Annotated in this window: 21 protein-coding genes; 11 read left to right on the top strand and 10 right to left on the bottom strand. The window is 52.5% G+C overall.

The window, feature by feature from the left end; all coding sequences use genetic code 11:
* Nucleotides 1-377: 377 nt before the first annotated feature.
* Both KTH_RS20745 and KTH_RS20740 read left to right on the top strand, forming a co-directional pair.
* Nucleotides 378-1,511, top strand: coding sequence for a GAF domain-containing protein (locus KTH_RS20745; protein WP_111324202.1), 1,134 nt, complete (start codon nt 378-380; stop codon nt 1,509-1,511).
* Nucleotides 1,512-1,591: 80 nt separating this feature from the next.
* The gene (locus KTH_RS20740; RefSeq protein WP_497620858.1) at nt 1,592-2,350 is read left to right on the top strand and encodes a hypothetical protein; all 759 of its coding nucleotides are present in this window, start codon (nt 1,592-1,594) and stop codon (nt 2,348-2,350) included.
* Nucleotides 2,351-2,478: 128 nt separating this feature from the next.
* On the opposite strand, the gene KTH_RS20735 is transcribed toward KTH_RS20740, so the two are convergent.
* The 4 genes from KTH_RS20735 to KTH_RS20720 form a co-directional block, all read right to left on the bottom strand.
* Nucleotides 2,479-2,691, bottom strand: a complete 213-nt coding sequence (locus tag KTH_RS20735) for a helix-turn-helix domain-containing protein (protein ID WP_211326251.1) — start codon at nt 2,689-2,691, stop codon at nt 2,479-2,481.
* A gap of 214 nt (nt 2,692-2,905) precedes the next feature.
* Nucleotides 2,906-3,829, bottom strand: coding sequence for a GspE/PulE/PilB domain-containing protein (locus KTH_RS20730; protein WP_211326252.1), 924 nt, complete (start codon nt 3,827-3,829; stop codon nt 2,906-2,908).
* A gap of 185 nt (nt 3,830-4,014) precedes the next feature.
* Nucleotides 4,015-4,704 (bottom strand): response regulator transcription factor, encoded by a 690-nt coding sequence (locus KTH_RS20725; RefSeq protein WP_246046401.1) that lies wholly within the window; start codon nt 4,702-4,704, stop codon nt 4,015-4,017.
* Between the two features lie 269 nt (nt 4,705-4,973).
* On the bottom strand, nt 4,974-6,263 hold the full coding sequence (locus KTH_RS20720) for an MFS transporter (protein WP_111324206.1): 1,290 nt from the start codon (nt 6,261-6,263) through the stop codon (nt 4,974-4,976).
* 599 nt (nt 6,264-6,862) lie between these two features.
* Here KTH_RS20720 and KTH_RS20715 point away from each other — a divergent pair.
* The gene (locus KTH_RS20715) at nt 6,863-8,221 is read left to right on the top strand and encodes an FHA domain-containing protein (RefSeq protein WP_111324207.1); all 1,359 of its coding nucleotides are present in this window, start codon (nt 6,863-6,865) and stop codon (nt 8,219-8,221) included.
* A gap of 7 nt (nt 8,222-8,228) precedes the next feature.
* On the opposite strand, the gene KTH_RS20710 is transcribed toward KTH_RS20715, so the two are convergent.
* Nucleotides 8,229-8,972 (bottom strand): MBL fold metallo-hydrolase, encoded by a 744-nt coding sequence (locus KTH_RS20710; protein WP_111324208.1) that lies wholly within the window; start codon nt 8,970-8,972, stop codon nt 8,229-8,231.
* A 293-nt stretch (nt 8,973-9,265) separates the two neighbouring features.
* On the opposite strand from KTH_RS20710, the gene KTH_RS20705 reads away from it, so the two are divergent.
* A complete protein-coding gene (locus tag KTH_RS20705; RefSeq protein ID WP_111324209.1) occupies nt 9,266-10,531 on the top strand; it encodes a 3-oxoacyl-ACP synthase III family protein in 1,266 nt (421 codons plus the stop codon).
* A 73-nt stretch (nt 10,532-10,604) separates the two neighbouring features.
* Here the strand turns inward: KTH_RS20705 and KTH_RS20700 are convergent, their stop codons facing one another.
* On the bottom strand, nt 10,605-11,513 hold the full coding sequence (locus KTH_RS20700) for a GNAT family N-acetyltransferase (protein WP_170142749.1): 909 nt from the start codon (nt 11,511-11,513) through the stop codon (nt 10,605-10,607).
* Nucleotides 11,514-11,975: 462 nt separating this feature from the next.
* Between KTH_RS20700 and KTH_RS20695 the strand changes: the two genes are divergently transcribed.
* Together KTH_RS20695 and KTH_RS20690 are read left to right on the top strand one after the other, a co-directional pair.
* The gene (locus KTH_RS20695) at nt 11,976-12,626 is read left to right on the top strand and encodes a TetR/AcrR family transcriptional regulator (protein WP_497620852.1); all 651 of its coding nucleotides are present in this window, start codon (nt 11,976-11,978) and stop codon (nt 12,624-12,626) included.
* A gap of 52 nt (nt 12,627-12,678) precedes the next feature.
* A complete protein-coding gene (locus KTH_RS20690) occupies nt 12,679-14,391 on the top strand; it encodes an MDR family MFS transporter (RefSeq protein WP_497620849.1) in 1,713 nt (570 codons plus the stop codon).
* A gap of 85 nt (nt 14,392-14,476) precedes the next feature.
* Here KTH_RS20690 and KTH_RS20685 read toward each other — a convergent pair whose 3' ends face one another.
* A complete protein-coding gene (locus KTH_RS20685; protein WP_497620846.1) occupies nt 14,477-14,734 on the bottom strand; it encodes a hypothetical protein in 258 nt (85 codons plus the stop codon).
* Between the two features lie 212 nt (nt 14,735-14,946).
* On the opposite strand from KTH_RS20685, the gene KTH_RS20680 reads away from it, so the two are divergent.
* On the top strand, nt 14,947-15,441 hold the full coding sequence (locus tag KTH_RS20680) for a PaaI family thioesterase (RefSeq protein WP_111324214.1): 495 nt from the start codon (nt 14,947-14,949) through the stop codon (nt 15,439-15,441).
* A gap of 53 nt (nt 15,442-15,494) precedes the next feature.
* Here the strand turns inward: KTH_RS20680 and ftsH are convergent, their stop codons facing one another.
* From ftsH to KTH_RS20665, 3 genes are all read right to left on the bottom strand, one after another.
* The gene (ftsH, locus tag KTH_RS20675) at nt 15,495-17,537 is read right to left on the bottom strand and encodes an ATP-dependent zinc metalloprotease FtsH (RefSeq protein WP_497620842.1); all 2,043 of its coding nucleotides are present in this window, start codon (nt 17,535-17,537) and stop codon (nt 15,495-15,497) included.
* 395 nt (nt 17,538-17,932) lie between these two features.
* Nucleotides 17,933-18,760: an aldose epimerase family protein gene (locus tag KTH_RS20670; protein WP_497620840.1), complete on the bottom strand. Its 828-nt coding sequence runs from the start codon at nt 18,758-18,760 to the stop codon at nt 17,933-17,935.
* A gap of 22 nt (nt 18,761-18,782) precedes the next feature.
* Nucleotides 18,783-20,225: an MFS transporter gene (locus KTH_RS20665; RefSeq protein WP_497620837.1), complete on the bottom strand. Its 1,443-nt coding sequence runs from the start codon at nt 20,223-20,225 to the stop codon at nt 18,783-18,785.
* 125 nt (nt 20,226-20,350) lie between these two features.
* On the opposite strand from KTH_RS20665, the gene KTH_RS20660 reads away from it, so the two are divergent.
* From KTH_RS20660 to minE, 4 genes are all read left to right on the top strand, one after another.
* Entirely contained in the window at nt 20,351-21,040 is a 690-nt protein-coding gene (locus tag KTH_RS20660) for an ArsR/SmtB family transcription factor (RefSeq protein WP_497620834.1), read from the top strand.
* A gap of 399 nt (nt 21,041-21,439) precedes the next feature.
* Nucleotides 21,440-22,186, top strand: coding sequence for a septum site-determining protein MinC (gene minC / locus KTH_RS20655; protein ID WP_170143012.1), 747 nt, complete (start codon nt 21,440-21,442; stop codon nt 22,184-22,186).
* Nucleotides 22,187-22,385: 199 nt separating this feature from the next.
* Nucleotides 22,386-23,225: a septum site-determining protein MinD gene (minD, locus tag KTH_RS20650; protein WP_111326237.1), complete on the top strand. Its 840-nt coding sequence runs from the start codon at nt 22,386-22,388 to the stop codon at nt 23,223-23,225.
* A 12-nt stretch (nt 23,226-23,237) separates the two neighbouring features.
* Nucleotides 23,238-23,585, top strand: a complete 348-nt coding sequence (gene minE / locus KTH_RS20645; RefSeq protein ID WP_111326238.1) for a cell division topological specificity factor MinE — start codon at nt 23,238-23,240, stop codon at nt 23,583-23,585.
* The last annotated feature ends 147 nt before the right edge of the window (nt 23,586-23,732 follow it).

Genomic DNA, 23,732 nt, shown 5'->3' with positions numbered 1-23,732 from the left:
AATAATATTACATGTAGATTTACGGAAAAGCAATACATGTATGACATTGTAGTACTTTCGTATAAACATTGTTGAAGAAGAGAAAATTGAAAGGAGGAGTAAGGATATTCATTGTAATAAAAAAGAATGAGAGAGGAAGGGATATATGATAAAATGTGACAGGGGAAATGAAGAGAAAAGTTAGAACCGTTTTCACAGAGGAACAAACAAATATGCTGATCTCACATGCTGGTATGTGGTCTCTTTTAGGGACAGTACGGTACATTTTTTGTGTATCTTTTCATAAAAGGGGCTACAAGTTTCATATTATATGGTATAATTTAAAGGCCAAAGTTTTGTAGTGGGTACTGTATTTTTTTGTTAAAGGACGGATTACGATGCAAGGACGTACTGAAGACGATTTGCCCGTAAAGAAACGTCGTCGCTCAACACGCCGTAATATGATCGGTGGAAACAAAGGTCAGGACCGCACCCGAGAGAGACGTGTACCTGCTACAGATGAGAAGCAGCCAGGGGAACGGAAGAGGCGCGGGAGCAAGGCTGCCTCTGCTGAAGCAAAGGGACAATCGGTGTTTTGCACTACCTTGCGTTCACTATTGCGGCGTGACAGAGCTCAGGTGACCCGGGTATCCCGGGCGCTTGAAGTGGCTGAAAACACGGTCTATCGCTGGATGAGCGGTGCTTCTCGGCCCCGGCCCGTCCATCTCAAGGAGTTGCCGGACGTCCTGCCGGAACATCGGCAGACGCTAATTCAGGCCATTAACGAGACGTTTCCTGGAACGATCAGCGAGGCGACTGAGGACGTTCCCGAACTACCGGGCGATGTCTACAGGCGGATACATTATCTGGCTGCGACCATTCAGGATGCAGACCAGTGCTTTTTTACGATTGCTCGTGAACTCTTTGAGCAGGTGCTGCAACTGTTGGGTAAGCCGCAACAGGGCATGGCGCTCACCTATGCCAGGTTGATGCCGCCGCGCCCTGATGCAAAGGTTCATTCTCTCTATGAGATCTTTGTGCGTGGAACGTATCCCTGGGAAAATGAGGCCGAGGGAAAGGTGTTTCTCGGGCGGACCACCCTTGCGGGAAACGCCGCACTGACGCTTCGTACACAGACATGGGATAGCAGTCAGGAACAGCGGCAACCAGTTGAGGTTGATGAGCATGAAAAAAGTGCTTGCGCCGCACCGGTGATGTGGCGTGGTAAAATTGCTGGCGTGATTATTGTTTCAAGCAACCGGACGGGAATGTTTAACAACCCGAAGATGCGTCTTCTCGTAGAAGAAATAGCGCGTCTTCTGGCCATTGGGCTAAGCGAGCATGATTTCTATGCGCCTGAACAGATCCAACTGCGCCCGATGCCGCCATTGCGGGTGCAGCGTGAAAAAGTGGCCGCCTTATATGTAGAGCGTGCTCTGGCATATGCACGCAATTTTAAAGTGTCGGGGAAAGATGCCGAGAGACGTGTGCAGGAGGAACTGGAAAAAGAATTTGAGTTAATGGTCCAATAGTGATAGAGTGAGTTATGAACCGGTCTCGGTTTGTATCCTATTTTGAGAAGTATATCAGGAGCAGTAATCAGTAATTTATTATGCAAACTCCTCATCATTCATCAGAAGAAGAGCCCACTTCGGGTTCTCAACCATTTTTTGAATATTCTCGGGAAGAACTGGAGCCGCCTGCTGAGGACGTGAAAGCGGAGGAACAACAACCCGCTCCCGCTGAACAGAAGCCGAGCGAGGGCGAGAAAGGGACATTTGTCTATCCTCCGCCACCGGATTTCTACCAGAATATGCCCGAGCGAAAAGAAGCTCCTCCCGAGCCGGCCGCTCGCCCGGCTGAGCCCATGCCCGAAATACAGTCCTATCACGTGACTCCTGCGCCGCCACCTGTTATGGCTGCACCACGGGGACGGAAGCGCCCTCACACGTGGACCTGGATCTCCTTGGGGGCCTTTGTTGTCTTGATCGTGCTGAGCTGTTCACTCTGCTCGATCCTGACGCCGACGATGTCTTCTGCTTTTTCCAAGTCGGTCGCCAACACGATCGTGAACCAGTATTATATGGCGATTCAGAACAAGGAGTATGAGAAGGCCTATAGCCTCCTCAGCCTTCGAGATGGCGGTAGCCTGACAAAAGAGCAATTTGAGACGATGGCGAAGGAGCGCGATCAGCAGTATGGAGAGGTGCGCTCGTTCTCGCCGAAGCCGGGACAGGCAACCGGTGATACCAACCTGATGGAGATTCCCATCCTCTATGAGGTTACGAGGGACAGGCAGACCTACACGGTCAAGCTGGACGTGCGGAATGTCAATGGTGAATATAAGATCGTCGGGTTTGATGTGATCTGAGGCCAGAACAAAAGATAAGCGGCGTATAAATAGGGGATACGCCGCTTTTTGTATGCAAATGAAAGATGGTTATTGGTTGCTCGGAATCAGATAAAGGAAAAGGGATGAAAAGAAAAGGAGTTTCCTTGTTACTGGTTCTGAGCCATTCCCGTTGAGGAAGTCTCGCGGCCAACGCACGCGCGTAGATCCTCACGATAGAAGCGCCATGTGCTGCCAACCTTGTGACCGGTAAGCTGGCCGGACCACATCAGGCGATAGAGCGTGGAGCGGCTCACACGCAGGTAGTCCATTGCCTCTTTGAAGGTCAGAAGGGTATCGTCCTGGATCATCTGAACAACCATCTGTAGATCTCCTTAATATCTTAGATAAGTACACTTGACACTAGCAATGTAAAATGAAAAGACGACACTATGAGATACATAAATTTGTCTCATTGCATATTATAGTAACCAATGGTGACTCTGGTCCCAGTTAAGGAACAGTTGCGATCTGGTTAATTTTTGTGTTCATGTGATTAAATATTCATCACCACGGATTTTAGTAACCTGAATGCGGTTACCACGGCGTTTCCAGCAACTCATCAAGCTCCTCCAGTGCACAGGCAACAGGGAAGATCAGCATGCCAGTGAGTTGTTGTAGATAGCGAACAGCTTCTTGATCGGTCGGATGTAGCATCGCCACGGTCAGATGTCGCTGTTCTTTTCCGACAGGAGCGCAGTGAAGTTGCCGGGCGACAGAATACGGAATATACCGTGTAAGGTGATCCGAAAGCCGTTTCGGCAGCTTGAGAAACGGAATTCCCGGATACACGCTTTCCGGTTTTCGGGGCTGCTGTGGCAGCAGTGCCGACCGAAAAGTAACCTGGCGCGTCACTTTCCCGCACTGATAGAGCAGGCGTTCCAGTGATTTGCCATCTTCTGGAAAGGAGCAACTACCCAGTACGATGTGCGTTTCATGTGCCAGTGGCGGAATGAAGGTTTCGGGTTGGAGCAGTTGAATGCTCTGCACAAAACGCTCAAGAATGCGACTGGCGTCCTGTTTGTTCGCTCCTCGTAGCAGGTAGATGGATCCCGTTTCATTGTCGGTCAGGGGCCTATCTGTGGCCCGTATCCCTCGCTGTACTGCCGCAAGAAGCTGCTTGAGCTGTCCGTGCGCCAGGTGCGAGGGCTGCGCATCGGTAATGAGCTGATGAGCGTGAAGCAGAAAGATACTGAAGCATTCTTCTGACTTCAGCAACTCGGTCAGATGTTGTCGTAATTGTGCCAGCAAAGGGGAGGCGACTGGAACCCAGCGCGCCGCTTTGCCGCTCTGAAGCCGGGGAGAAGCGGCAGTACAGGAACAGAGACCGGACCGAGAAGGGAGAAATTCCGTTCCTCGGGGACCATGTGGCGTTGACTGCTTGATCTGTCCCTGGATGGTCGCTCTGGCCGATGAGAGCTGTTGCGTTGAGAGACGCGTTCTCTTGTTCTTAATGTCCATAGCCATATCTATAACTGCTTTTCCCCATTTGCTTCATTCGCTGCTTCTGCTGTGCAACTCCTTGTTTGATAGTGTACCTGTTTGGAGCAGGGCAGTCGGGCATGTGTCTGGTTGTGTTCCGGTTAAGATTCTCCTCTCTCCGGTTAAGAAGCCTGAAAGCAGGGGGATAAGAAGATCCCCCGGTTTCACGGCTCGATGGTGATGGGAGCCGTAAAGGTGTAACCAACGCCCGGAACCGTCATAATAAACTGGGGGCTGTTGGGTGCGGGTTCAACCTTCTGGCGTAAATGTCGGATATGGGTTTTCACCAGGCCGGAATCTCCGGCATCGTCATAGCCCCAGATCCGCTCGATAATCATATCGGTGGTGAGTACCTGCCCTGTATGACTGATTAACAGGTGAAGTAAGCGGCTTTCGGTCGGTGTCAGGCGGATTTTCACCCCATCTCGTGTGACCTCATGCCGCATCGCGTCCAGGGTAAAAGGGCCGACCGTGATGGTGGATGATCCCGTTACCCCACGTACCGTATTGGCCCGCCGCATCAGCGCCTTGATCCTGGCAAGCAACTGGCGGGGGCTGAACGGCTTTCGTAAATAGTCATCGGCCCCGAGTTCCAGACCGCGAACTTCATCGTCTTCTCTATCATGAGCTGTCAGGATGAGGACCATGGAGTTTGTTTCCATCCTCATCTGACGGCAAACTTCAAAACCATCGAGTTTGGGCATCTGGATATCCAGGATTACGAGGTCAGGGAGCGTTTCACGCCAGCGCTTGATGGCCTGTTCTCCGTCGAACGCCCGCACCACGTCGTATCCATGCCCCTTGAGCCAGTAACTCAACATATCTACCATGTCGCGGTCATCATCCGCTACCATGATTTTCACGTATGAGCTCCTCCTACATTACAGTCCTACATTACAAAGCAAGGATGTACTGATGTAGTCCTTACAAAAAATGCGGATAATTCCTGATATTCTCTGCTAACCCTAACGGGATAAAGGGATACCGGTAACATAATGATACAATTTGGTCCAGAAATATTCACGATAAATAGGCTATATTTCCCGTTTTTGTTCTTGCAGGAGAGGGGGAGATTGCAATGCAGGTTGAGTGGCGGAGCGAGATGGACCCCGCCACTTCCAAACTACTCTATGACCGGGCGAGCGCGTACCAGCAGGAAGAGCAGTGAGAGGAACACGCAGGCAACGCCAGCGACGCTGAGGGTGAGCGGTGCGCCAAAGAGCTGCGCCATCCAGCCTGCGCAGAGATTGCCGAATGGCGCCAGGCCCGAGGTAATCAGGATCCACAGGCTGAGCACACGCGCTCGCATTTCCTGCGGCACCATTGTCTGAATGGTGGTGTTGGTCATGGTCGATGATATGACGGTGCAGGTGCCAAGCAGCACAAGCAGTGCCAGCGATAGTGACAGGTTTTGTGAGAGCGCAAACACCAGGCTGGTGACGCCTCCGATGCTGGACACGATGATCAGCACCCGCAGCCCGTTACGCATGCGCGAGGTCAGCGAAACAAGCGTGATTGAACCAAGCAATGCACCAATACCGGTTGCTGAATTGAGGAGGCCCAGACCGTTCGCTCCACTGTGAAAGATTGAGTCCGCGAATACCGGAAGTAGTGTGCTGAACGGGTAAACAAGGAATGCCACTACGAATTGCACGCCAAGCAGGGCCATCAGGGATGGGCGGGAGCGCACATACTGCAATCCCTCGCCCAGGCTCTGGAACAGGCTTTGTCCTTTGGGGCGCTGGATGTTCTGCTCACTTCTGGGACGAATCAGGAGTAAAGGAATGATAATAGCCAGGTAACTGAGACTGTTTAAAAAGTAAGAGCCAGCCACACCGACAGCGCCGACCAGAATGCCACCGATGGCGGGACCGATCACACGGGAAAGATTGAACTGCATCGATTGAAGCGCGATACCCTGGCGCAGCATGCTTGGCGGCGTAATATCCGAGGTGAAAGCCTGCCATGCAGGAAAGCTGACCGTGCTGACCAATCCAATCAGAAAGGCAACTGTGATAATATGCCAGACCGTAATCAAATGTAAGAATGAGACAATACTGAGAAAAAGAGTAAGCAGCATATAGGTTGCTTGCGTGCAGATCAGGATATGCCGGCGTTTGAAGCGATCCGCGATCACCCCGCCAATCGGAGAAAGAACCAGGTTGGGTACGGTGGAGGCGAAGGCGACCAAACCGAGGAGAAATGGGGAGTTTGTCAATCGCAACACCTGCCAGCCTTCACCGATGCTTTGAACCCAGAAACCAATGCTGGAAATGAACGCGCCCCCCCAGAAAGTGGCAAAATGGGCGTCGGTCAAGGGACGTAATGAGGACGGAAGTACCGGTCCTTTTGAGCGCTTTGTAATACTGTTGAGTCCATTTGGCGCTTGTATACGTGTTGGAGGAGAAGCCATGAGAACCTCACTAAGAACTAAAACAGGGAACCTACGAAGACAGCATGAAGGAATAAAGTCAGTTATTACTCTAGTTGGTTCTCGGGCATATGACAATGTACAAATCCTCCTGTAAAAAAGGAAGTGTAATGTGTACAATTACCAGCCAGGCGAGAGAAGGCTGTAAAGAATCACCCACTTTTCCTACCTTTTTGTCTTGAATGAAACAAGATGATATGATGCCTGCAAAGTTGTCTTCTGTCAGAACCGCAAGTGCATTCTGACAATGGCAAGGCATGACCAGCGTTTTGCTGCTGCTTCTTGCGCCGTGAAAAGAAGGTTGCTGTCATCTGAGCGCTTGAGCATCAGGAAAGGCTTTGGTGATGTAATGGGAGAACGGGTTCGAGCATGAATCCTGTGATAAAGAGATGCAAATACCGTCTGCTCTAGATTGTCATATACGACAGACATCCTCAAATAATCCCGCAAAAAGAAGCCGCAGACAGGCGGTGGGAATAGAGACTGCACAAAATCCCGGTGGCTGGTTCGTTCTACATACATTGTCTTCTTGTGGACGATGTAGGTTCTATGTGTAAGGCAGGAATAGGGTGTGAGGGAGGATGGAGACAAGTATTGTAGGATTCCCCATCTGGTTTTATGGCGGTTTTTTTGGTGGTTTTGCCTGCTGTACACTGGCTATTCTGGGAACCTCGTTACATACTGTCTTGCGGAAACGAGGAACTCTCAGGCAGTTGGTCGGTGTTATCGGCGTATGCCTTGTTGTCGGTGGCCTGCTTGTACCGGCAAAGGTCTGGTTTGATATGTGCTTTGAAGATGGTGGTGTGGTTTCTCAGACCGAAAAAGGGGTCGTGCTAGTCTACATGCTTGTGATGGGCTGGTTGGTGCCGCTTGGTGGCGCGCTGGCCTATTGTCTCTGGACTGCCCCTCGCGCACCGCGCAAAGAAGAGCGTTTATCACAGCCATCTGAGGCAACTGGCAAGTATTTTCCCCCACGGAAACAGCCTGGTGTCCCTGTCCCTTTTGTGTATGGCGAGGAGATTCCCTGGGGTTGGCTGGAGTACCGTAGCGGTAACTTTCAGGGACAGCGCCTTGCACTGAAACGGGCAATTATGACTATCGGGCGTGATGAGGATAATGATATCTGGCTGGATGATGAGCTTGCCTCACGCCATCATGCCGAAATTGCCTGGGTTCAGGGAACCGTCTATCTCACCGATTGCGAAAGCCTCAATGGGGTGCTGCTGAATGGACGACGGGTGCGCGGCTATGCTCAACTAGAATCAAATGATGTGCTGGAAGTTGGTGAGCATCGTTTCACTTTCTCGCTTGCTGAACAGAAGGACATGCCGTTGCTGGACGTTGATCCATTGGCCCATCATCGCTGGCTCTCCTCTGATGATCTGGCAATGGATGATGATAGAACCAGCGAGAAAAGCCGAGTGCTTCCGCCTACAAGGCCGCTCGGACAGAATGAGAAGCTGGCAAGCGGTGTCACTGAGGAATGGAAAGAGACGGCTGAGCTACAGCAGGCCGCGCCTTTGCCGCTGACTGAGACCGCTTGCGCGGTGATGGTGATTCAAGAGGGCAGTATGGCGGGCAGCAGCTTTCTGATTGATCGCTCGTTGATTACACTCGGGCGAGGCATTGAGAGCGATATTGTGATTAATGATAGCTCTATTTCGAGACGGCATCTTCAGTTCTTGCGACAGGCCGACGGAGACTATGTACAGGATATTGGCAGTCGCAATGGCACAAAGGTGAACGATGAGCCGTTGATGATGCCGCGCCGTTTGCAGGAAGGCGATATTGTCATTATTGGTAACCTGAAGATGGCCTATCTTTCCGCTTCTGCTGCTCGAACGTCATCGCTACGCCAGATCATTACGCCGCGCCCGTTTGCGGCACCCATCAGCGGCATTGGTCCTTCTCCTATCAAGTTGCCTAGCAGACAGAAATAGGGCAAGTCTACCATTGGATCTCGGTGTGCTGAAGGGGATGCATGGCCAGAATGGGCCGTCCGTGTCCGGGATAGAGATAGCGCACCGGGAGCTCACGAAGCACCTGAAACGTTTCGTAGAGGCGCTGGCGATTGGCCCCGACATGCAACAGCGGACCATGACCTTCAACAGTTGAGATGGTATCACCGCAGAGCAGCTCAAGCGTGAAGGGATTGTACAGGCAGATGCTTTCGGGGGTATGCCCCGGGCTGGCAATAACGCGCCAGTCCGGATGCTCGGGAAGCCCACTCACATCGTCAAGCCAGAGCTCAACCCAGTGCAGATGGGCGCTATAGCTTGGAGGAAGTAGATCAACGTGGGGTGCGGCATGACTGAGCAGCTTTTCTGCCATATGGCTGAAGTACGGGAAAATGCTTCCTCGCTCTTCTTGTGCCAGCGTGCGGATGATGGCTGAGGCTGCTACCGGAGCCTGGCAATAACGCCGTAACAGAGACAGTCCGGCAAGGTGAGGCTCGTGCAGATGCGTGAGCACGATCAGGTCAATATCGGAGACCGACCGCTTGAGAAAACGCTGTATATAGGTCAATAGCAGGCGTACAGAGGTATCTGAGCCAGGATCAACAACGATCAATTTTCCATCATCAAGCAGGAATGTATTGGCAACAGAATAACGGTCGGTGATCGTGTGAACCTGACGGGGGCGACGTTCCGTTTCTTCAGTTTCTACTGGATGAACCGTTGCGGTAGCCATTATGCTCTTCTTCTCCGGCTGAATCTGATGTAGGCACCTCTCATGTATCGATCGTGCATCTATATAGTAGCATTTTCGGTCAAGAAGGGGAAAGCAAGGGGTCCGGATGCGAAAACGCGGTTCAGCAGTATAGCGCGAATGGGGGAGATGCAGGAGGGAAACAGAAAGAGCGAGTGCGGATCAGTAAGTAGCCATTCTTGCGTTTTTTGGGATGCTCAGAGACAAATGAGATGTGCTATACTTAGCGTACAGTATGTTCTATTCCATCCTCATTATGGAGGTTTTTTTTAAGAATGACTTCTACCCCTTCAGGTCAATGGCCTGCGTATACGTATATCGTGCCACAGATCTACACTCGGGCGAAAGTGCGCCTCATCGGGTTGGGGAGTTACGCGCCTAAAGGCATTATCACAAATGATTTTTTTGCTTACATTTCAACCCAGTTAGGTGATCCCCGCAAAGCGGCAGACCTGGAGCGAGTGACCGGGCTCAAGACCCGACATGTACGTGTCAGCACGCTGGATCTGTGTAAAAGGATGGCTGGCGAAGATGCACCCGGTTTGATCTATCCGTCAGATGGTTCCCAGGACGAGACTCTGACCGATATGGCTGTGATCGCGGCTCAACGTGCTCTGGCAAGCGCGGGCTTGCAGGCAAGCGATATCGATACGGTTATTGGTGCTTCCTCCTCGGATAATGATGCCTTCCCCACCATTGCTGGTCTGGTACAGCACCGCCTGGGCATTCCCACGATCAGAGCTACAATGCTGCGAGGCGCCTGTGCCTGTCAGACAGAAGCATTTCAGATGTGCTGTGAAGTGCTGAAGGCCGGTTCTGCAAAGCGCGTCCTGCTCATTACCTCAGAAGGACTGCTGCCGAATATCATGCATGTCCTGGATTGGAAGACAAGCTCCCTCTTTGGTGAAGGCGCGGCTGCTTATATTTTGGAAGCGGTGGAAGCGGGCGAGACGGAAAATTATGAGACGTTTGCTATCAATGGCTCCGATGCCGGACAAGCGAGCTCCCTTTACTACCAGACACCGTTGCGTAAAGATAGTATTGAGATGGCCGAAGTTGACCTGAAGATTCAGCAACTCTTTAAGGAAGGGCGCGGAAAAGAACTCAGCGTTCTACTCTCTCAGTATCATGTCGGCTATACCAAGATGAACGGTAAAGAGGTGTTCCGCGAGGCCCCACGCGCGATGGCCGAAAGCACCGATGCGCTGTTGCGTCATTCCGGTCTGTCCTATGATGACATCAGCCATATTGTGCCGCATCAGGCCAACTCACGCATGACGCGCCGCCTGGGTGAGCTGTTGATCAATGACTATGGCTGGCCGCAAAATACTATGGAGAAGCTGGCCCATAACTTCAGCTACTACGGCAACCTGTCCAATGCCAGCATTGGCACTGCCCTTGTCGAGCTCTTAAAGGCTGAGAAACTGAAGCCCGGACAGTGGCTCGCGCTACCGGCGGTTGGTGGCGGGATGAACTATGGCTGCTGGCTTTTACAGTATCACGGGTTGAAGAATGTGGATGCGGCGATAGAGACCGAGTAGGGAAAACGTCAAGAAAAAAGGGTGGTTTGTTTTGTAGAACCACCCGTTGTTTTTTTGGAGCGTCCAGAAAGGCTTAGAAAAGACCTTTCTCATAGACAAAGAAGAGGTTATCGTTTTCCTCGAAGCTGGCTCCAGTGTAGCCCACGCCAGAGAATGCGTCGCGCATAAAGACCTGATCGGGCAGGTAGACACGCACGCGATCCATCTCCTGTGTAATGGCATGATGAAGCAGCTCATAAGCCAGTAAGCTGACCGGCTCAATTGAGGTGCCATCGATGTAGCCAAGCGAGATATGTGTACCATAGTAGTTGTTGGGAGGACAAACGTCAAAAATGGCAAGGCCGTCCAGCTTCTCCCAGCGCCTGGTGAGATAGATCTGTTGCTCTTTGATTTTCTCTTCAAGGAATACAGCTGTGATCGGGATAGCGCGGAACCGGTGGAAATAGAGTCCGGCCATGATTGGAAAGACATTGGAGGCATTGAGGAACGAGATAATGTCATCCAGATCCTCTATCGTTGCCGGGCGGGGCCGGTCTTTGGCCGAGATCTTCTGTAGCTTGTCCAGTGCCGGAACGGTGCTGAAAGGCAGGAAGCCTGCTACCTTGCGAAAACCACCGGCTTCGGCCAGCTCCAGAGAGCGCTGATTCTCATGCGAGATTGCCATGCGAATATATTGAGCTCCTCGGCGCATGGCCTCCAGCAGCGCGGCCTCATTCATGCGTCGGGCCAGGCCCTGACGTCTATAGGTTGGATCAACGCGCAGGCCCTCAAGCCAGGCATCGGTAGGGGTGAGCATCTCCATATGGAGAATACCTGCCGGGCGGTCGTCAACTGTGACGACGACAAGCTGTCCCGCCGGATTGTTCAACCATTCATCCCAGACTTCTTCAATATAGTCACCGTCTTCCCATGTATGGGCACAGAAGGCCAGGACGATATCTCGGTCCTCGGGCCGTGCGGGTCGAGTCTCGATTTGAGGCATGCAAGAATACTCCTTCATAAAAGTATAAAATAGAAAATTTCTGATTTTGCCATATGGCAGATTGGCACCCGTGAGATGGGGAACTGCCCTTTCTCTTCCATCACATGCTGGCAGGGCAGGAGGAATAGAGGCTACCACAGCAAATTGTACAATGCTTGCTTGCTGAAGCGCTACTGTAAGAATATCTTCTTATTTGTCCTTGTTATACAACAAATGGGAGGATGCTATTTATGCCTCCGTTGACGGAGCCTGTAAGAGGAAGCCGGCCTGTCTCTCTTTCAAATGGAGCACGGAACAAAGAAAAGATCTCCCCCAAATTGGGGGGAAGAAGGGTTGACAGGAGCCTGACCTGATAGTAATATAATGACTGGTAAGTCACAGAATAGAACTGGTAGTCATATAGTGAGCATAAGGTCAGAAAACTACCCGGGAGGGCAGCCAGCCTCGGCTGAAGAAGAAAATATGCAGACGATGCAGTCGCATTGTTCATTACGAGAGAAACAGAGACAGGAGAGAGAGCAGCTTATTCTGAAAGCGGCAGAAGAGATACTGCTTGAGAAGGGGTACTATGAGACCTCAATGGATGAGATTGCCGCACGGGTGGGAATAGCGAAGGGGACTATTTACCACCATTTCCCGAGCAAAGAAGAACTGGTTGCGGCTCTGATTACCTGGAATATCGAGGCTGCTTTGCGTGAGGTAGAGGCTGTTGTTGCTGCCGACCTGACCCCAAGCGAGAAGCTTGATCGGCTTATCGAGCATGTGTTTACTGGCATCTATAGTAAGCGAGCTCGGCTTTTGTCATCGATTTACAATGGAATCGATATCAAGCGAGTTTTCCAGGAAAAAGAGCACGGTATAAAAGAGAAAATGGATACATTATGCCGATATACCGTTGAGATTCTGGAAGAGGGGAAACGGGTTGGTGAGTTCGAGACATCGATCTCTACGCAGGCGATGATGTATGCATTTTTCTCGCTCTTTTCTATACGCCGCTATGACGCTATTTTGCTTGGCGGAAAGGAAGTGCCGCATCGCGAGCTCTTTCGCCAGCTTCGACACATCTTTTTACAGGGCATTACAAGAAAACAAGAATCAAGTGACAAAGAATAAGTAGGAATGTGGTTGTTTTGTTTGAAACAGTAGAGAAGGTGGAACAAATTCTATGAAAGAGGTTACGGGGCAGACAGTGGATATGGACAGCGGCCGCCCCGAATTTACCAATCGGGAGAAGCTGCTGACCATGTTTGGTGTTCTCCTGGTAATGTTGCTGGCATCGCTGGACCAGACCATTGTTTCAACCGCGATGCCGCGTATTATCGGTGAACTGAATGGTATTGATCGCTATACCTGGGTTTCAACTGCGTATTTGCTGGCTTCGACCGTCATGATTCCGATCTACGGTAAGTTATCGGACATGTTCGGTCGTAAATTGATCTTCTTGATTGGAGTCATCTTATTCCTGGCCGGTTCGGCAATGTGTGGCGCTGCGCAGGATATGAACCAGCTTATCGCTTTCCGCGCGTTCCAGGGCCTGGGCGCAGCCGCGTTGATGCCTATCGCGATGGCTGTGGTTGGAGACCTGTTTACTCCGCGTGAGCGCGGTAAGTGGCAGGGCGTGACCGGCTCAATCTTTGGTCTCTCATCAGTGCTCGGTCCTACCGTGGGGGGATGGATTACCGAGAACGTTTCCTGGCGCTGGGTCTTCTATGTGAACCTGCCGGTTGGCGTGATCGCGTTGTTAGTGCTGATCTTCCTGATGCCTGCGCTGCACACGCGCGGTAAAGACGCACGCGTTGACTACATCGGTTGTTTGTTCCTGGTCGCCGCGACTGTCCCTATGATGCTTGGTCTGAGCTGGGGTGGCTCTGAGTATCCCTGGCTTTCCTGGCAGGTGCTTGGCCTGATCATCTTTGGCCTGGTCTTCTTTGTCGTGTTCTTCTCCTATGAAGCGTTCCTGGCACGACGTGAGAAGCAGCCGATTATCGATCCTGGTCTATTCAAGAACAACATCTTCAGCATCTCCGTTGTGATCACGATGCTGATGAACATGGGTCTGTTTGGTTGTATCTTCTTCCTGCCGCTGTATGCTCAGGGCGTGCTCGGCATCTCTGCAACCAACAGTGGCCTGATCCTGTCGCCGATGATGATTTCGATGATTATCACCAGCGTCTTTTCGGGCTTCCTGGTCTCGAAGATCGGTAAATATAAGATCATCGCTATCAGTGGTATGATTGTGGCCCTGGGTGGCGCGTTGCTTCTGTTGCGGTTGGATATCAATTCGGTCTGGAACGATCTGCTCATTGCCATGATCGTGATGGGCCTGGGTCTGGGCTTCGGTATGTCGCTCTACACGCTGATCGTACAGAACTCGGTTCCGTACAAGAAGATGGGTCAGGCGACATCGGCGTTGACCTTCTTCCGTCAGATCGGTAGCACGATTGCCCTTTCAGCAATGGGTTCGATCATGAACACCGGCTATGTCGATGATTTTCACAATGCGCTGCCAGCCAAGTTACGCCAGTTGCTTGAGTCCATTCCTTTGCCAACCGATCACTCGAAGACGCTGTTGAGCGCATTTGATAATCCAAATGTATTGACGTCGCCTGATATGCAGGAAAAGATGAAGACCGGCTTTATCGCTGTTGGTAAGGCAATGCATGTCGATGGCTTGCAGATGTACAATCAGGTGATGGAGGCGGTCAAAGTCGGCCTGACACAGGGTATTCACAACGTCTTTATCCTGGGTACGATGCTGATGGCGCTGGCGCTCGTGGTGGTCTTCTTCCTGAAGGAAATCCCGTTGCGCGGTAAAAGCAAGCCCGCCGAGGCAGCGGAGGACGCCGCCAATGCGGTGAGCCCGGTCGCAATTCACTAACGCAGATAGTTCTCTTTTTACGTTACGTACTGCTTCTGGCTATTGAGGGATGCCGCCCATACACTGTATGGGCGGCTTCTTTTTGTCAGGGATGGGACTTGACGGGCACTTCCAGGGGCCTGGCCTGAAGCTGTTCAAGCTGCTGCTTGAGGTTGTTGAATTCCTGGAGTGCTTTTTCGTACTTTTCAGCGGCTCGGGCCAGTTGTGCCTGACGATGTTCCAGCTTCTGCCGGCTTTTGTTGACTTCCTGGCGGAGCTCTTCAAGCTGTAGCATCATTCTGGCTTCTTGCCGGGCCTGCTCTTTGTTCTGATTCAGGGTCGTGTTCTGCTCGGTATGTGTCATGGTTGTCTTTCATCCTGTCTGCTAAGTTGATGGATTCTGAATGAACATGCTCCTGCTAACAAAGCATACTCTGTTTGCTCGCACGTGAGCAAGCTGAAGCAGTACATTGTTTGCTTCCTTGAGATGTGGTAGACTCGACCGCAGAGGCGTACAAAGACCACTCGCTCAGTATTTTGTGCTCTTTTCTAAAGCATATATGGGGAAATAAAGAGATGATTACAGATTTAAATGATCGTTCGGATTATCAACTCTGTTTCGCCTGTGGGAAGCGCAATCCCTATGGATTACAGATGGAATTTCGGCGCGAGGGCGACACCGTGGTTTCCGATTTCCGCCCGCAGGCCGAGCATCAGGGCTTTCCGGGTGTGATTCATGGTGGCATTATTGCAACCGTGCTCGATGAAGCACTGAACCGTACCTCTATGTTAACGGATAGTCCCGCCTGGTCAATGACAGGCAGGTTGGAGATCCGCTACCGCAAATATGTGCCATATGGGCCCTTACTACGGGTGCGTGCGGAACTGGGGAAACAGAAGGGACGCCTGATGCAAGCATCGGGAAAAATCACTCTGGCCGAAGATGAGAGTGTGGTGCTTGCGGAAGCACAGGGAACCTTTATGGCGCTGTCCTCCGAGATGCTCGATTCCGTAATGAAGGAGTACCCTTTGATGCGGAGCTGGCTGGAAAGGGATGAAGAGGCGGAATAAGCAGGTCTGCAAAAAAGAACGGGACAGAGGATTGCTCTGCCCCGTTTCTTACTTTATTCGGTCTGCTGGTGTTCCATTTCTGGCGGCTGTGGACGCTCCGGCGGCGGAGGTGGTGCAACCGTCGTCGCGATCTGTGGCACCCTGGGTCGTTTCTGTGTCGACGCGAGTGGTGCACCGGTCTCCTCACAGATGGCATGCAGAACTTTTGCATCGATCGTCTCTTGCTTTCGCAGCTCTTCCGCGATGCGGTCAAGCGTTGGGCGATATTGCTGCATGATCTGGTAGGTGCGCTCATAGCATTCACTCACGATCCGTGAGATCTCTTCATCAATGATTTGAGCCGTTTCCTCACTGTAGTCGGTCGGGTTGCCAACATCGCCACCCATGAACGGGCTTTGACGCTCGCTGAAGGAAACGGTTCCCAGGCGCTCGCTCATACCCCAGCGTGTGACCATCTGGCGTGCAATCATAGTAACGCGTTGCAGGTCGTTCTCGGCTCCGGTCGTGATACGATGAAAGACGGCCTGTTCAGCGGCGCGGCCACCCAGAGCGTACACGATTTGCGCAAGCAGGTACTCTTTTGGATAGTTATAGCGATCATCAAACGGCGTTGCCATCGTGACACCAAGCGCCTGACCACGCGGGACAATCGTCACTTTGGTGATCGGGTCTGCACCTTCGGTAACCAATGCAGCAAGCGCGTGACCGCCTTCATGATAGGCGGTGACTTGCAGGTCTTCATCGCTCAGGACAAGCGGGCGTTCGGCTCCGAGCAGAATTTTATCCAGCGCGTCTTCAAAACAGCGCTGCGTCACAAGATCCTGGTTACGGCGTGCGGCCAGCAAAGCAGCCTCGTTGACCAGATTGGCCAGATCAGCGCCAACCATGCCGGTCGTGCTGCGCGCAATTGCCTGCAAATCAACATCAGAGGCCAGTGGCACATTGCGTGTATGGATCTTCAGAATAGACATGCGACCGTTCCAGTCAGGACGATCAACAGTGACGCGGCGGTCAAAGCGGCCCGGGCGCAGGAGTGCCTGATCCAGTCCCTCGGGGCGGTTGGTCGCGGCGAGTACAACCACTGCCTGACGGGAATCGAAACCGTCCATCTCTACCAGCAACTGGTTCAAGGTCTGCTCACGCTCATCGTTGGTATTGATGCTGGAACCACGCTGGCGACCAACGGCGTCAATTTCGTCGATGAAGATGATGCTCGGTGAAGCTTTCTTGGCCTGATCGAACAGGTCACGCACGCGACTGGCACCAACACCGACCAGCACTTCAACAAACTCAGAGCCGCTCATGGAGAAGAAGGGCACGCCTGCTTCACCAGCAACAGCACGAGCCAGCAGCGTTTTACCAGTTCCCGGAGGGCCTACCAGCAACACACCACGAGGAATCTTGCCGCCCAGACGCTGGAACTTCTGCGGCGTCTTGAGGAACTCAACGACTTCTTGTAGCTCGTATTTGGCCTCGTCAACGCCTGCGATATCCGCAAAGGTGGTGCTTGGCCGATCCTCAAGAATCAGCTTGGCACGACTTTTGCCGAAATTAAAGATCCCCTGTTGACCCTGAGAGACACGGCGGCTCAGGTAGATAGAGACACCAATCAGGAAAATGAGCGGCACAACGGTAATCAGCAGGTTAATCAAGAGCGAGTTATCTGGTGGAGGCTCATACGTGAATGTTGTAACGTTATTCTTGCGGAGCAAATCCGGCAACTGTGGATCCCGTATCGGGAGCTGATACGTTTTAAACTCTTTATGATTCTTGTATGAGTTCCTGAAGGTACCGGTGATCTCACTGTCCCCCTGAAAGGTGACAGACTCAACGTTCTTCTGCTCCACCTGTTGGAGAAACTCGCTGTAATCCATTTCAAAGCGAGGCGAATTCGCGTTTCTCCCGAGGGTGTTAAAGTAGTTAAAGAGAAAAAGCGCCAGCATAGCCAGAACTAACACCAGTAACCACGTGTTAAAGCGGTTGCTCGGGGGTGGATTGGAGTTCTGCCCGTTCGGGCGGCCTGAGGGGCCGGGGCGCATTGGTTGTCTATCGTTACTATTTTGTAGCCAGAGATTGTTGTCCGGCTTGTTGTCCATGAGAATTACCTGCTTTCTGGGCCTCCAACGATTACCCTTTGATAATCTACTGAAAAAGGATAAACGGGCCATCTTATGGCATTGTTTATTATATCGTACTGCGATTGGAAATGCACGTACAAATAGATCAGCGTATACATATTGTGGTCTCTCTTTTCTAAAACGGATATTTTGTCTCCGGCTTGAGTTCTGATAGGGTCAGGAGGCACGGAGAGAGAGACCGGAGGGATAAATCTACCTTCTTCTATACGTTATACGTTGGTGATATGCTTCAGGTATTACATTTTGTCGGGCGACGAGAAATTTGCTGAAGCGGCGCGAGAGGCAGGAAAGGCCGAGCCCGGATGTGCGGAACGGTGCAGCGCTCGCTTCTGCTCGACCTTTTCCCTGTTGCCCTACTCAAACGGACGGGCGTGAAGCTGAAGAATCAATTGATGCGAGGAGCCGGGCTGAATGTTCAGACGTTCTTGCTTCAAATTCAGACTGTTCTCTCCAGCAACAACCGGCTCAAAACAGATAAACTCGTGATCGGGCGCTGTGACCGGTTCGGACCAGATCTGGAGATGTGCCAGTGAGTAGGAGCCATTGACCGGAAGCTCGCGGATGCTGAGGAAGCCCCCTTTTGGGATTTGAACGTTGAGCTCATGGTTGGTAAAAGGATAGAGCCTGTCGGGTGGGTTCGTATCCCACTGGAACTGATCGATTGCGAAGCCTTCGGGGCCATCAGTAATCACCTGGGCTTTTTCTGCCTGCCCGACGGCAAAGTAGGGATGGAAGCCGGGCGCAATCGGCATGACCTCGCTCGAATGATTCTCCATTGTCAGCGTATAGGTCAGTGTGTTCTCGCTGACCTCAATATGAGTGAGAAACCTGAAGTCGTAGGGATATTGTGCGTGGGTGGTCTCGTTGCTATCCAATTGCAGCGTGATGCTGCGGGGAGTCTGGGCTGTAACGCTCCAGGGAAGCAAGCGACCAAAGCCGTGCATGGGGAGCGAAGTTCCCTTATCCTCAAAGAGCCCATCTTTCAACCGAGAGAAATTGGGAATCATCAGCGGCATGCCCCAACGGCGCACGTTGCCGGTCCCTATCGCCCGATAGAGGACCGGCCAGTTACCCACTTGAAAGTGAGAGACGAGATTAATTTCCGGGAGAATCCCGATTGTGGTATCGCCGCATGTCAGGACGCGCTCCTGTTGCATCGGGAAATCCGTTGGCTTTTCCATTGTTGTGTCTATCTAGCCTCCTTTAGTGATGATTTCTTGCAATGGAGTTTCTCTCGTCTGCATTGTCTTTCATGGAGTGAGAAGATTGCAAGCCCTCCTCGCCTCTGGCCTTACTCGCCTGCACACAGAGGAGGCCGAGTAGATAAGCGCCGCATGCTAACCAGAGTGCCGTATGCATTCCTGCCAGAAATGCCCCTTTTTCTGCGACCCCGACCAGCATGCCTAGCAGGGCGACGCCAAGCACGGAGCCGACCTGCCGGCTGGCGTTTAAGACCGCAGCCGCGATGCCAGAACGCTCTTCAGGAGCAGCCGCGATACAGGCCGTGGTCATGGCAGGCATGGTAAAGGATGTGCCGAAGCCGATCGCCAGCATCGGCAGACAAAGCAACCAGTAAGGTGTATGTGCCTGAGCAATACTCAGCGCCAAAAAGCCCAGAGCTGCACAGAGGAGCCCGAGGAACATGGGGAGGTGTGGCCCGTATCTCCCGGTTACACGTCCCGCCAGAGACGAGCCGATCAGCGCCATACCTACCTGTGGCAGAACTGCCAGCCCTGTGTGAAAAGCGTCCAGTTGCTGGACCTGCGCAAAGTAAAGATTGAGGACAAAGAGCTCTCCATAAAAGGAGAAGTTGAGCAGAAGGCCCAGGAGCGTGGTGAACGAAAAGGCCGGACGCTGAAAGAGGGCAAGCGGAAGCATGGGCCGACTGACGCGCTTCTCGATCAGGAGAAAGAGCAGCGTCGCCAGAACCGCCGCAGCCAATGAGCCAACGATGAGCGGATTGAGCCAGCCAAGATGACGCCCCTCGATCAATAGAAACGTCAACAGACCAAGTGCCAGGCAGCCAGTTACCTGCGCCCCGGGATCGAAGCTCTGCTGCCTGTTCGCTCGGCCTGGTGGAAGAACACGAAGCGTTAGCAAGAGCCCGAGGAGCCCAATCGGTACGTTGACCAGAAAGATACCGCGCCAGCTCAACATCTGTACAAGGAAGCCTCCGAGAACTGGACCCGTTGCCGCTGCAATCCCGGCGATAGCTCCCCAGGCTCCAATAGCGCGAGCACGGCTTTCGGGCGTTGTGAAGATCTGGTTCAGCAGCGCCAGCGAGGAGGGGAGCAGCAAGGCCGCCCCGACCCCCTGAAGCACCCGGGCTGCTTGAAGCATCCAGAGCGACGGTGCAAGGCCGCAGAGCGTTGAGGCCAGCGTGAAGAGCAGCAAGCCCGCACTGAATATACGTCTGTTTCCGAAGCGGTCTCCGAGCAGTCCGGCGCTCAGCAGCAGGCTTGCCAGGATCAGACTATAGCCGTCAACCAGCCAGGTGCGGGCCAGCGGGTCCGCATGCAGTTGCAGGCGCATATTTTCCAGCGCGACATTGACAATTGTCGTATCGAGGATCACCATAAAGTAGCCGGTGCAGACCGCGATCAGAGGCGCGATTCCGGCCACGCGCGTTTTTTGCAAGCCAGTCATCTTGTTCTTTTCCTCCTTTTCACACTATCACAGTATAAAGACAAAATAGTTCGGTGAGACGTGAACTATTTCGCGGGTATAATGTGGGGAAATAGAAAAGACGTTCTCAAAAGGAGAGGGAGACCATGCAAGGTGATATCAATATTGCATCATTTGCTGAATTGCTGGCTGATCCAACGCGTGTGTCCATCCTGTTGCTGCTTTCGGATGGAAGAGCTTTTACCGCCGGGGAACTGGCTCGCAAGTCCAAAGTTGCGCCTTCAACCATCAGTGGGCATCTTAGGCGGTTGGTTGATGAGGGGGTATTACGTATGGAAAAGCAGGGGCGAAATCGTTTCTTTACCCTGCGTGACCCATCCATTACACATGTGCTGGAAACGCTGGCGCTTTACGCTCCAACACAAGCGATTCGGACCTTGAGCGAGTCGGAGCAGGCCAGTGCGGTACGTCAGGCGCGTATGTGTTACAACCATCTGGCCGGGGAACTGGGAGTGCGGATTACGGAGGCAATGGAGCGGCGTGGGCTTGTGGAAGCACTGGAAGAAGGCTATATTGTCACGGCAGCGGGAGAAGAGTGGCTTGACTCCCTGCGCGTTGATCGAAGCAAGCTGAAAAAGCGGGAGCCTATCTTTGTTCCCTGGCATATCGATTGGAGTGAGCGCAGACACCATCTGGCTGGAGCGCTGGCGGCCGCCCTTGCCCGGCGTCTTTTTGAGCTGAAGTGGATGTTCCGCCTGCCAGATAGCCGAGCGGTGCGCCTGACCGACGCAGGGAAGCAGGGACTCGGCGAAATGCTGGGCCTGGAAGTGCACTGAGGCGGGAAGCGTTCGGGGCAGTGTGAAGGAGCAGAGGGAAGCGGCGATATCACGGAGTTCTTCTATGTCGGCAGGAGAAAAGGCGCGTTCTTTGACATTTTGTTTGGTTTAAGCTAGAATTCAAGAAACTCCTGGACTTTGGGGCTACACAATCCAGGCTGGTATCAACGAGGAGGCGTAGCCGCCACAGCAAGTGTTTACCTGTACCGATGTCCACGGAACATGCATATTGAGCATATTCATAAAAATGTATGTGGTGGCATGAGGTGTCAGTACACACCTGCTCCACAACAACAACGGGGCTCAATGACTATGGAGGAGAGAAAGGAAAGAGAAGCGTCGGAGGCATTGAAAGGAAGAGATCGCTCGAATGGGCTGAGAAGAGAGGAAAGGAAGACTGTGCCAGCACATATCGCGATTAAGGGGACGCGTAGTGGCTTGCTCCTGACGCTGGAACCGGAAATGCCGTTTAGTGACTTATTGAATGCACTGGCTGAACGGCTTGCTGAGGCTCCTGCCTTTTTTCGGGGAGCCTCTTTAACGGTTGATACCAGTCGTCGTGCGCTTCGCGTGAGTGAGCGAATCCAGTTGGAGAGGCTGCTTGCGCACTATCAGATGTCGGTAGCCGCAATCGACAGGGTGGATGTGCAGAGAGAGGCCAAAACGGTTCAATTGCCGCCCGAACACTTTGCACCGATGAGTCCCCCGCCAGCTCCTCCCCCGACACCACGGGTGACGGTGACACGGGAGCTGCAACCGGCAGCTATGCCAGCTTCGGTTACAAAAGACCCGCGCACTTCAGCAGATACGCTCTTTATCAGAAGGACGGTTCGTTCGGGCCAGGCAATCAAACATGCGAGTAATATCGTTATCCTCGGTGATGTGAATCCAGGTGCAGAGATCGTGGCGGGAGGCGATATCATTGTCTGGGGGATGCTGCGCGGCATGGTTCACGCGGGTTATCCCAACAACGAGAGCGCCGTTGTGTGTTCGCTGTACCTATCACCGGTGCAATTACGTATAGCTCATTTGCTCTCGCGTCCACCCGAGGGCTTTGAGGCCCAGACCAGTCCCGAAGTGGCGATGATCCGTGAGGGCCAGATTGTGGTTGAGACCTGGGTGAGTGGTCGTCCTCCACGCAAGTAGCGTGAATATACCACTCCGCCTTGAAAAACAGAAGGGCAGAGCTGCGCCGCATCTTTCCGCGTGAATGCGCAACAAACGGCGTTGTTTTGGTCTGTGTCGTTTTCTATTTCAGGACGGTTCGTGGTATACTATGTAGCGATTGAGCGAGATCACAACGCTCGTCAGCAGAGAACAGAACTGAAGACAGGGGAGTAAGGTCATGGACAGCAGGATTATCACGATCACATCAGGCAAAGGTGGCGTCGGCAAGACAACCACAACGGCGAATCTGGGAACGGCATTGGCATTGCAAGGAAAGAAGGTTGCGGTTGTTGATGCTGATATTGGACTTCGCAACCTCGATGCCGTGTTAGGGCTGGAAAACCGCATTGTCTATGACCTTGTAGATGTAGTAGAGGGGCAATGTCGGTTGAGACAAGCTTTGATTAAGGATAAACGTCTCCCGGACCTCTATCTTCTCCCTGCTGCTCAAACACGTGATAAAAATGCCGTCAACAGCGTTCAGATGGAACAGCTCTGCCAGCAGTTGCGTCAGGAGTTCGATTTTGTGGTGATCGATTCTCCAGCAGGCATTGAGCAGGGGTTCCGCAATGCCATTGTCGGGGCGGATGAGATTATTATTGTGGCAAATCCCGAAATGGCTTCTGTCCGTGATGCAGATAGAATCATTGGTTTGGTTGAGGCTGCGGGCAAGCCAGAACCTCGACTGGTGCTCAATCGGTTGCGCCCCGAGATGGTCAAACGGGGCGATATGATGGATGTGGCAGACGTACTGGAAGTATTGGGCATTGATCTGTTAGGAATTATTCCTGAGGATGAGGCTATCATTGTTGCTACCAATAAGGGTGAGCCAGCAGTCTATGATAAGCGCTCGCGGGCTGGACGGTCCTTTGTGAATGCTGCCTTACGCCTGCTAGGTGAAGAAATTCCTCTTGAGGATGTCGTCTCAGAAGCTCCGTCACTTCTGGAAAAACTACGACGCTTGGTAGGGTTTGGGCCTGCGCCTGCGGATAGGCGGTTGCGCTCTCAATCATCCTAAAGGGGGCAAGTTATGGGTGTTTTTGAATTTATGGTCGGGAAAAAAAAACCGACACCGGGTGAGGTGGCGAAGGAGCGCTTAAAAGTCGTACTGGTTCATGATCGGCTCAAGGTCAGCCCCGAAACACTCAATTTGATTAAAAAAGAGCTGATCGGCGTGCTTTCTCGTCGCCTGGAGGTTGATGAGAAACTGGTCCAGATCAATCTGACGCGCGAAGCGGGCTATGATAAGCTACAGGCAGATATTCCGATTAAGCGCCAGCGCGTGACGTTTGATTGGGACCCGCCCGCTTATACTCCCTCTGAAGAGGTCTTGCGGGGCCGCATTAATATCGAGGACGATGAGGGAACCCACGATTAAGCAGGAAGACAGCACCCTTCTGGTCTGCTGTCATTTTGTTTTCTGATTCCAGCGAAATCCATCCTTTGCAGGCGCGACGGATGGATTTTTTGTTGTCCACGAAAAGCGTGCACAGCATTCATTCTGTAATATCAGAAAATACTGGTG

Source organism: Thermosporothrix sp. COM3 (assembly GCF_059696735.1).
This window is presented reverse-complemented; position numbering and strand designations above follow the sequence as displayed.

Excerpts from the sequence above, each read along its gene's own strand:
- KTH_RS20745 (WP_111324202.1), top strand. The coding sequence starts at position 378 with ATGCAAGGACGTACTGAAGACGATTTGCCCGTAAAGAAACGTCGTCGC.
- KTH_RS20740 (WP_497620858.1), top strand. The coding sequence starts at position 1,592 with ATGCAAACTCCTCATCATTCATCAGAAGAAGAGCCCACTTCGGGTTCT.
- KTH_RS20735 (WP_211326251.1), bottom strand. The coding sequence starts at position 2,691 with ATGGTTGTTCAGATGATCCAGGACGATACCCTTCTGACCTTCAAAGAG.
- KTH_RS20730 (WP_211326252.1), bottom strand. The coding sequence starts at position 3,829 with ATGGACATTAAGAACAAGAGAACGCGTCTCTCAACGCAACAGCTCTCA.
- KTH_RS20725 (WP_246046401.1), bottom strand. The coding sequence starts at position 4,704 with ATGGTAGCGGATGATGACCGCGACATGGTAGATATGTTGAGTTACTGG.
- KTH_RS20720 (WP_111324206.1), bottom strand. The coding sequence starts at position 6,263 with ATGGCTTCTCCTCCAACACGTATACAAGCGCCAAATGGACTCAACAGT.
- KTH_RS20715 (WP_111324207.1), top strand. The coding sequence starts at position 6,863 with ATGGAGACAAGTATTGTAGGATTCCCCATCTGGTTTTATGGCGGTTTT.
- KTH_RS20710 (WP_111324208.1), bottom strand. The coding sequence starts at position 8,972 with ATGGCTACCGCAACGGTTCATCCAGTAGAAACTGAAGAAACGGAACGT.
- KTH_RS20705 (WP_111324209.1), top strand. The coding sequence starts at position 9,266 with ATGACTTCTACCCCTTCAGGTCAATGGCCTGCGTATACGTATATCGTG.
- KTH_RS20700 (WP_170142749.1), bottom strand. The coding sequence starts at position 11,513 with ATGCCTCAAATCGAGACTCGACCCGCACGGCCCGAGGACCGAGATATC.
- KTH_RS20695 (WP_497620852.1), top strand. The coding sequence starts at position 11,976 with ATGCAGACGATGCAGTCGCATTGTTCATTACGAGAGAAACAGAGACAG.
- KTH_RS20690 (WP_497620849.1), top strand. The coding sequence starts at position 12,679 with ATGAAAGAGGTTACGGGGCAGACAGTGGATATGGACAGCGGCCGCCCC.
- KTH_RS20685 (WP_497620846.1), bottom strand. The coding sequence starts at position 14,734 with ATGACACATACCGAGCAGAACACGACCCTGAATCAGAACAAAGAGCAG.
- KTH_RS20680 (WP_111324214.1), top strand. The coding sequence starts at position 14,947 with ATGATTACAGATTTAAATGATCGTTCGGATTATCAACTCTGTTTCGCC.
- ftsH (WP_497620842.1), bottom strand. The coding sequence starts at position 17,537 with ATGGACAACAAGCCGGACAACAATCTCTGGCTACAAAATAGTAACGAT.
- KTH_RS20670 (WP_497620840.1), bottom strand. The coding sequence starts at position 18,760 with ATGGAAAAGCCAACGGATTTCCCGATGCAACAGGAGCGCGTCCTGACA.
- KTH_RS20665 (WP_497620837.1), bottom strand. The coding sequence starts at position 20,225 with ATGACTGGCTTGCAAAAAACGCGCGTGGCCGGAATCGCGCCTCTGATC.
- KTH_RS20660 (WP_497620834.1), top strand. The coding sequence starts at position 20,351 with ATGCAAGGTGATATCAATATTGCATCATTTGCTGAATTGCTGGCTGAT.
- minD (WP_111326237.1), top strand. The coding sequence starts at position 22,386 with ATGGACAGCAGGATTATCACGATCACATCAGGCAAAGGTGGCGTCGGC.
- minE (WP_111326238.1), top strand. The coding sequence starts at position 23,238 with ATGGGTGTTTTTGAATTTATGGTCGGGAAAAAAAAACCGACACCGGGT.